The organism is Pseudooceanicola lipolyticus (genome assembly GCF_002786325.1).
In the GTDB taxonomy this organism is placed as follows: Bacteria; Pseudomonadota; Alphaproteobacteria; order Rhodobacterales; family Rhodobacteraceae; genus Pseudooceanicola_C; species Pseudooceanicola_C lipolyticus.
Genome location: NZ_PGTB01000185.1, coordinates 1 through 6,614, shown reverse-complemented (window position 1 = coordinate 6,614; position 6,614 = coordinate 1). Strand labels below are relative to the sequence as shown.

At 66.8% G+C, this 6,614-nt stretch carries 7 protein-coding genes and 2 pseudogenes; 5 read left to right on the top strand and 4 right to left on the bottom strand.

Features of this window, described 5'->3' with window-relative positions:
- Both CVM52_RS22405 and nthA read right to left on the bottom strand, forming a co-directional pair.
- Nucleotides 1–380, bottom strand: a pseudogene (locus CVM52_RS22405) (SH3-like domain-containing protein); the annotation flags it as partial.
- Nucleotides 377–991, bottom strand: coding sequence for a nitrile hydratase subunit alpha (gene nthA, locus CVM52_RS22400; RefSeq protein WP_100164595.1), 615 nt, complete (start codon nt 989–991; stop codon nt 377–379). The gene nthA and the pseudogene CVM52_RS22405, both read right to left, overlap by 4 nt.
- 241 nt (nt 992–1,232) lie before the next feature.
- Here nthA and secG point away from each other — a divergent pair, with 241 nt between their 5' ends.
- Together secG and pyrG are read left to right on the top strand one after the other, a co-directional pair.
- Nucleotides 1,233–1,601, top strand: a complete 369-nt coding sequence (gene secG, locus CVM52_RS22395; protein ID WP_100164594.1) for a preprotein translocase subunit SecG — start codon at nt 1,233–1,235, stop codon at nt 1,599–1,601.
- 171 nt (nt 1,602–1,772) lie between these two features.
- Nucleotides 1,773–3,416 (top strand): CTP synthase, encoded by a 1,644-nt coding sequence (gene pyrG, locus CVM52_RS22390; protein ID WP_100164593.1) that lies wholly within the window; start codon nt 1,773–1,775, stop codon nt 3,414–3,416.
- Between the two features lie 72 nt (nt 3,417–3,488).
- Here the strand turns inward: pyrG and CVM52_RS22385 are convergent, their stop codons facing one another.
- Nucleotides 3,489–4,535 carry a dipeptidase gene (locus tag CVM52_RS22385; protein WP_100164592.1) on the bottom strand — a complete coding sequence of 349 codons (1,047 nt, stop codon included), beginning with the start codon at nt 4,533–4,535 and terminating at the stop codon, nt 3,489–3,491.
- A gap of 189 nt (nt 4,536–4,724) precedes the next feature.
- Here CVM52_RS22385 and CVM52_RS22380 point away from each other — a divergent pair, with 189 nt between their 5' ends.
- The 3 genes from CVM52_RS22380 (at nt 4,725) to dtd (ending at nt 6,402) form a co-directional block, all read left to right on the top strand.
- Nucleotides 4,725–5,174: a tellurite resistance TerB family protein gene (locus CVM52_RS22380; RefSeq protein ID WP_100164591.1), complete on the top strand. Its 450-nt coding sequence runs from the start codon at nt 4,725–4,727 to the stop codon at nt 5,172–5,174.
- 115 nt (nt 5,175–5,289) lie between these two features.
- The gene (locus tag CVM52_RS22375; protein ID WP_100164590.1) at nt 5,290–5,964 is read left to right on the top strand and encodes a nitroreductase; all 675 of its coding nucleotides are present in this window, start codon (nt 5,290–5,292) and stop codon (nt 5,962–5,964) included.
- A complete protein-coding gene (gene dtd, locus CVM52_RS22370) occupies nt 5,965–6,402 on the top strand; it encodes a D-aminoacyl-tRNA deacylase (RefSeq protein WP_100164589.1) in 438 nt (145 codons plus the stop codon).
- Between the two features lie 134 nt (nt 6,403–6,536).
- Here dtd and CVM52_RS28185 read toward each other — a convergent pair.
- Nucleotides 6,537–6,614: pseudogene (locus tag CVM52_RS28185) on the bottom strand (DUF502 domain-containing protein); the annotation flags it as partial.

Genomic DNA, 6,614 nt, shown 5'->3' with positions numbered 1-6,614 from the left:
GGGCTGCCCTTGGCAAGCGCGCCGGCGACCTTGGCGGATCGCAGCGCGCGCGGATCCAGCGCCTCCGGCGAGGCCCCCGAGGCGGCAGACCCGCTGGCCTGGCGTAACTCGTCGCGGCTGAGCAGCCCGGTTTCGACCAGCAGGTCGGCCAGCCCGGCGAGCCATTTCTCGTAATAGCTGAAGGCGGCGTAATCCTGCGGCGACAGGCATTCGCGGGCATGACGCGAACGGTCCAGGTTCCACTGTCCGAGCGCCCCGGCGGCCAGTGTCACCGCCAGCGCCCGGGCCTGCCAGTCCTGGTGAAACACCGGGCCGTCCTCGCGCTCGGGCTGGACCGGGCCGTCGCCGAATCGCCCGCCCATATCGTGGATCCGGGTCATGCCGGGGCCTGCGGCAGGCCGGTGCCGATCATGCTGTCGCGGGTGACCAGCGCCGCCAGCGCGGCGCGGTCCAGCCCGTCGGTGCCCGCGGGCCGCATCGGCAGCACCAGATAGCGGATTTCGGCGGTCGAATCCCAGACCCGCACCGCGGTGCGCTCGGGCAGCACCACCCCGAACTCGGCCAGCACCTTACGCGGCTCGCGCACCGCGCGGGCGCGATAGGCATCGGATTTGTACCAGCCGGGCGGAATGCCCAGCAGCGGCCATGGATAGCAGGAGCACAGGGTGCAGACGACCATGTTATGGGTCTCGGGGGTGTTCTCCACCGCGACGATATGTTCGCCCTGCCGGCCGTAATAGCCAAGTTCCCTGACCACCGCCGTTGCATCGTCCAGCAGCGCCGCGCGAAATTCCGGATCGCTCCAGGCACGCGCCACCACGTCGGCGCCGTTTTTCGGGCCGATGCGGTGTTCATAGGTGTCGATGATCGCGTCCAGCGCCGCCGGGTCGACCAGCCCCTTGCGGGTCAACAGGGTTTCCAGCGCCTTGACCCGCAGCGCGGGTTCCGGCGGCAACAGAGCGTGGGGATGGTCGGGATCGTCATGCGGCATGGCGCCAGCCTGCGCCGCGGCCGGGGGCTTGTCCAGTGGCATTTGACCGGGCGGGGCTGGCAGGGGCGTGGCCTGGCAGGACCGGGGTTTCGAGGCGGTCAGCACCCGTTTGCGGATGGGCGTCGGCGTCTTCACCCGGCCCTTCAGAGCACGCCTGTCCCCCTGTGGCCAAACTCCTCCTTGCCCCGCGCCGCGATCTTGCATAGATACCCCCCGTCACAAGCGGGAGCCGCCGGCCCTTATGGAAAACGTCGTCCTCATCATCCACCTGATCCTGGCCTTCGGTCTGATCGGTATCGTGCTGCTGCAACGCTCGGAAGGCGGCGGCCTTGGCATGGGCGGCGGCGGCGGCGGCGCGGTCAGCGGGCGGGCGGCGGCCACCGCGCTCAGCAAGCTGACCTGGGTGCTGGCCGTGGCCTTCATCTGCACCTCGCTGACGCTGACCATCCTGGCGGCGGAAAAGGCCTCGGGCACCTCGGTGCTGGACCGGCTCACCCCCCAGGCACCAGCGGCCGAGGAAGCCGGCGAACCGGCGCAAGTGCCTGCGGGCGAAGATCTTTTGCCGCCCGCGGCCGGGGATGACGCGCCTCTGGTGCCACGAGCAGATTGAGGCCGAATACCCACAACACCTTGATCACAGGGAAATAACCGCAACATCATCTTGCGGTTCCCTTGCCCTTTCGCGGCGAATCCTCTATAGATGGACTCCCGTGATACAGCGGTTTTCAGCAGACCGCTTACACTCAGTTTTTTACGGTTATCACGGGAGCACTCGACACCGATGGCGCGATTCATTTTTATTACCGGCGGTGTGGTGTCCTCTCTCGGCAAAGGCCTCGCCTCGGCGGCACTGGGGGCGCTGTTGCAGGCGCGCGGGTATTCGGTGCGGCTGCGCAAGCTCGACCCCTATCTCAACGTCGATCCCGGCACCATGTCGCCCTTCGAACATGGCGAGGTCTTTGTCACCGATGACGGCGCCGAGACCGACCTGGACCTGGGCCATTACGAGCGATTCACCGGCGTCGCGGCGCGGATGACGGATTCGGTCTCTTCCGGGCGGATCTATTCCAACGTGTTGGAAAAGGAACGCCGCGGCGATTACCTGGGCAAGACCATCCAGGTGATCCCCCACGTCACCGACGAGATCAAGGATTTCATCCGCACCGGCGAGGACGAGGTCGATTTCATGCTCTGCGAGATCGGCGGCACCGTCGGCGATATCGAGGGGCTGCCGTTTTTCGAGGCGATCCGCCAGTTCAGCCAGGACAAGCCGCGCGGGCAGTGCATCTTCATGCACCTGACCCTGCTGCCCTATATGAAGACCAGCGGCGAACTGAAGACCAAGCCGACCCAGCACAGCGTCAAGGAACTGCGCTCGATCGGCATCGCCCCCGATATCCTGGTCTGCCGGTCCGAGGGGCCGATCCCGGAAAAGGAACGCGCCAAGCTGGCGCTGTTCTGCAACGTGCGTCCCGAGGCGGTGATTGCCGCGCAGGATCTGCGCTCGATCTACGAGGCGCCGCTGGCCTATCACCGCGAGGGGCTGGACCAGGCGGTGCTGGACGCCTTCCAGATCGCGCCGGCACCGAAACCCAACCTGGACAAATGGGAGGATGTGGCCGACCGCATCTTCAACGCCGAGGGCCAGGTGAAGGTCGCCATCGTCGGCAAATACACCCAGCTGGAAGACGCCTATAAGTCGATTGCCGAGGCGCTGACCCATGGCGGAATGGCCAACCGGGTCACCGTCAAGGCCGAGTGGATCGACGCCGAGATCTTCGAACGCGAAGACCCCTCGCCCTATCTGGAAGGCTTCCACGCCATCCTGGTGCCCGGCGGCTTTGGCGAACGCGGCACCGAGGGCAAGATCCGCGCCGCGCAATTCGCCCGCGAACACAATGTGCCCTATCTCGGCATTTGCCTAGGCATGCAGATGGCGGTGATCGAGGCCGCCCGCAACCTGGCCGGCCTGGCCGATGCCGGCTCCGAGGAATTCGACCATGAATCGGGGAAAAAGCGTTTCACCCCGGTGGTTTATCACCTGAAGGAATGGGTGCAGGGCAACACCAAGGTCGAGCGCCGGGTCGGCGACGACAAGGGCGGCACCATGCGCCTGGGCGCCTATGACGCGGTGCTCAAGCAGGGCTCGAAAGTGGCGGAGATCTATGGCGCCACCGCCATCGACGAACGCCACCGCCACCGTTACGAGGTGGACATCAAGTATCGCGACAAGCTGGAGGATTGCGGGCTGCGCTTTTCCGGCATGTCGCCGGATGGCCGCCTGCCCGAGATCGTCGAGATCACGGGCCATCCCTGGTTCATCGGCGTGCAGTTCCACCCCGAGCTGAAATCGAAACCCTTCGCGCCGCACCCGCTGTTCGACGATTTCGTCCGCGCCGCGAAAGAGACCTCGCGGCTGGTGTAACTTCGGCCCTGGCCGGGTGAAATTTCGTCACCGAAATTTGCCAAGAATTTTCGAAAATTCTTGCCCCCGCGCCTAGGGGCCCCAGGTCTCGTTCAGCACCCGCATCCAGTTGCCCCAGCAGATCCGCTCGATCCGCGCGGCATCATAGCCATGCGCCGCCATCGCCGCCACCAGCGCGCCCAGCTTGTCCGCCGAATTCAACCATACCGGCGGGCGGCAGCCGTCAAAATCCGAGCCCAGCGCCACCCCCTCCTCGCCCAGCGCGTTCAGCAGGTGGTCGAGATGCGCCAGTGGCACCTCGGGCGGCGTGTTGGTGTCGGGCCGGCCATCGGGGCGCAGGAAGCTGCATTCGAAGTTCAGCCCCACCACCCCGCCGGAACGGGCGATGGCGGCCAGCTGATCGTCGGTCAGGTTGCGGGCATGGGGGCTGACCGCATGGGCATTGGAATGGGTGGCAACCAGCGGCGCGTTCGAAATCCGGGCGACGTCGGCAAACCCGGCGGCGTTCAGGTGGCTGAGATCGATCAGGATGTTCAGCGCGTTGCACTTTTCGACCAGGGCCTGCCCCGCCGGGCTGAGACCCGGCCCGATATCGGAATCCGACGGATAGCGGAACGGCACGCCATGGCCGAAATCGGTCGGCCGCGACCAGACCGGACCAAGCGAGCGCAGGCCGAGATCGTAAAGCCGGTCAAGCTCGGCCAGATCCGGGCCCAGCGGCTCGGCCCCCTCCAGGTGCAGGATCGCGGCAATCTTCCCCTCCGCCCGTGCCGCAACGATCTGCGCGGTGTCGGTGCACAGGCGCAGCGCACCCAGCCGGTCAAGCTCGTGCAACAGCGCGGCCTGCCGCTGCGCGATCTCCCAGGCATAGGGCTGCGGCACCGGCGCCGGCAGCGGCACGTCATAGGGCGGCACCAAACTGCTCAGGTCGAAACCGCCGGGGCCCTGCCCGCGAATCCAGATCGCGAAAAAGCCGCCGCCAAAGCCGCCGGCCCGCGCCTTTGGCAGGTCAAGCTGGCCGTCCATGCCGGACAGGAACGTCCCGGCCGCCGCGACACCTCCGACCTTGTCCAGCCGGGTCAGAACATCGTTATGGCCATCGAAAATCTGCACAGTCATGGCGCGCAACCTGCGCCAAATCGGTAGCGCGGGCAATCGCTGCCCGACCTGCGCACCGCCCTTTCGCGGTGCCCGCCCCGCGCCTGCCGCAGACGGCATCGCAATGCCCCGAAAAACGACCTATTTACAAAGGCTATGACGGGTAGTTCCTGCTTGGCCCAACCCCATATCTGGGTTAGAATCGCACCCATGTTGAAAGAGCTTTTTCAGGCGTTCCGCCCCAAGGAGCCCCCGTCGCTGCCCGACCCCGATGCCGAACTGGCACTCGGGGCGCTGCTGGTGCGCGTGGCCCAATCCGACCGGGAATACAAGCTGGAAGAAATCAGCCTGATCGACCGCATCCTGGCCCGGCTGTATCAGCACAACGCGATCGAGGCCGCCAAGGTGCGCGCCACCTGCGAAAAGCTGCACGCCGCCGCGCCCGAGACCGACACTTTCGGCAAGCTGATCCGCGAAACCACCAGCCTGGACGAACGCCTGGCCGCCCTGGAGGCGCTGTGGGAGGTGGTTCTGGCCGATGGCGCCGCCGCTGAGGGCGAGGTCAAGATCATCGAAGAGGCGCGCCGCGCCATGGGCCTGTCCTTCAAGGACAGCGAAACCGCCCGCAAAAAGGTCGAGCAACAGGCCTCCGAACCCTGACCGGGCGCCCGCGCCCGAACCAAGCCTTTGGACTCCCGAGGCGTTCTTGCGCTGCCCCCTTGCCCTCGCTGGCGCCAGGTCGCATCTTGCGGCCAATACAGGCAGGATATCTCGGATGACCATGACCTTTTCCGCGTTCGACGCTCTGCTGGCGAGCCGCTTTTCCTGCCGCGCCTTCCGCCCCGATCCGGTGCCGCGCGCGGTGATCGAACGCATCCTTGGCGCCGCCTGCAAGGTGCCATCCTGGTGCAATGCCCAGCCCTGGCAGGCGGTGATCACCAGCGGTGCGGAAACCGACGCCCTGCGCGCCGTTCTGAAAGACGCGGTCGAGGCCGGCGGCCACGCCCCCGATCTGCCCTTTCCCACCGGCTATTCCGGCGTCTACCAGCAGCGGCGGCGCGACTGCGGCTGGGCGCTTTATGACGCGGTGGGCGTCACCAGGGGCGACCGCGCCGCCTCGGCCCGCCAGTCGATGCGCAATTTCGATCTGTTCGATGCGCCGCATTGCGCGATTATTTCCTCGCCCGCCGAGCTGGGCGCCTATGGCGCGCTGGATTGCGGCGGCTTTGTCACCGCCTTCACCCTTGCCGCCCAGGCCGAGGGCGTGGCGACGATTCCGCAGGCGGCGCTGGCGGGCTTCAGCCCGGTGTTGCACCGCCATTTCGGCATTGGCGATGACCGGCTGATCTTGTGCGGCATTTCCTTTGGCTATGCCGATCCGGACGCGCCGGCCAACAGCTTTCGCACCGACCGGGCGCCGGTCGACGAAATCGTGGACTGGCGCGGTTAGATGCGCGCACTGGTGCAACGGGTCAGCGAGGCACAGGTCAGCGTCGGCGGCGCAGTGATCGGCGAAGTCGGTGCCGGGCTGTTGATCCTGGTCTGCGCCATGCAGGGCGATGGCCCCGAGGCGGCCGACAAGCTGGCCGCGAAAATCGCCAAGATGCGGATCTTCCGCGATGACGAGGGGCGGATGAACCGGTCGCTGCTGGATGTCGGGGGCGGCGCGCTGGTGGTCAGCCAGTTCACCCTGGCCGCCGACACCTCGCGCGGGAACCGGCCCGGGTTTTCCGCCGCCGCGCCGCCGGAACTGGGCGAACAGCTTTACCACCATTTTGTCCGCGCGATGGCAGCGCAGGGCGTGCCAGTGGCCACCGGACGGTTCGGCGCCGACATGGCAGTGGCGCTGATCAATGACGGCCCCGTAACAATCTGGATGGACACATGACAACACCGCGTGAAACCGCCATCGCCCTGTGGCAGGCCGGAGTCGACGCCGTCGGCGGCTATGCTGCCGTCGCCCGTGCGCTGGCCGCGGCGGAAGGCCCCCCGCCCGATCGCATCCTTGCGGTGGGCAAGGCGGCGCACCAGGCAGGCCTTTTCGAACGACCGTTCGGTCTGGGCAAAGACGGTTTCCGAGATCTGCTTGATCCCGGAATA

Excerpts from the sequence above, each read along its gene's own strand:
- CVM52_RS22380 (WP_100164591.1), top strand. The coding sequence starts at position 4,725 with ATGTTGAAAGAGCTTTTTCAGGCGTTCCGCCCCAAGGAGCCCCCGTCG.
- pyrG (WP_100164593.1), top strand. The coding sequence starts at position 1,773 with ATGGCGCGATTCATTTTTATTACCGGCGGTGTGGTGTCCTCTCTCGGC.
- CVM52_RS22375 (WP_100164590.1), top strand. The coding sequence starts at position 5,290 with ATGACCATGACCTTTTCCGCGTTCGACGCTCTGCTGGCGAGCCGCTTT.
- nthA (WP_100164595.1), bottom strand. The coding sequence starts at position 991 with ATGCCGCATGACGATCCCGACCATCCCCACGCTCTGTTGCCGCCGGAA.
- CVM52_RS22385 (WP_100164592.1), bottom strand. The coding sequence starts at position 4,535 with ATGACTGTGCAGATTTTCGATGGCCATAACGATGTTCTGACCCGGCTG.
- secG (WP_100164594.1), top strand. The coding sequence starts at position 1,233 with ATGGAAAACGTCGTCCTCATCATCCACCTGATCCTGGCCTTCGGTCTG.
- dtd (WP_100164589.1), top strand. The coding sequence starts at position 5,965 with ATGCGCGCACTGGTGCAACGGGTCAGCGAGGCACAGGTCAGCGTCGGC.